At 42.5% G+C, this 365-nt stretch carries 2 protein-coding genes; both read left to right on the top strand.

Annotated elements, in window-relative coordinates:
* A partial coding sequence (locus tag ACTNDN_RS25055; protein ID WP_441132590.1) for a UPF0236 family transposase-like protein occupies positions 1-240 on the top strand: 240 nt, incomplete at its 5' end.
* Between the two features lie 19 nt (positions 241-259).
* The coding region (locus ACTNDN_RS25060) for a hypothetical protein (RefSeq protein ID WP_441132591.1) at positions 260-365 on the top strand (106 nt) is incomplete at its 3' end.

The raw sequence follows: 365 nt of genomic DNA on the forward strand, positions 1-365 counted from the left end.
CGGGAACGAGCCTTTTTCACCATGGATCGGTTTCATGTAGCTCGTTCGATGAAACAGCTAATGAAGAGCCATCCCCGATTCCGCTACATGAGAAGAGCGTTAAAAAACTACCAGGTAGAAAAATTACTTCTAGAGTTGAATAGTGCAGTAGGAACAATGGATACACCAGAAGAAGAAAAACTAGCGCATTTCCTCGCCTTTTTAACGCATCATCAGGAAAACCATAAAAGATTATCGTAGTTGGTTACAGGAGAAAGGCGTGGACACGGCAGCATATCGACCAATGGGAAGTGCAGAAGCAATGATGAATCAATTAGCCAAACGATTAAAAAATGGAAGAGCATGGAGCAAAAAAGGGGTCATGA

The sequence above is a fragment of the Niallia sp. HCP3S3_B10 genome (assembly GCF_052064465.1).
GTDB classification, from domain to species: Bacteria; Bacillota; Bacilli; order Bacillales; family Cytobacillaceae; genus Niallia; species Niallia hominis.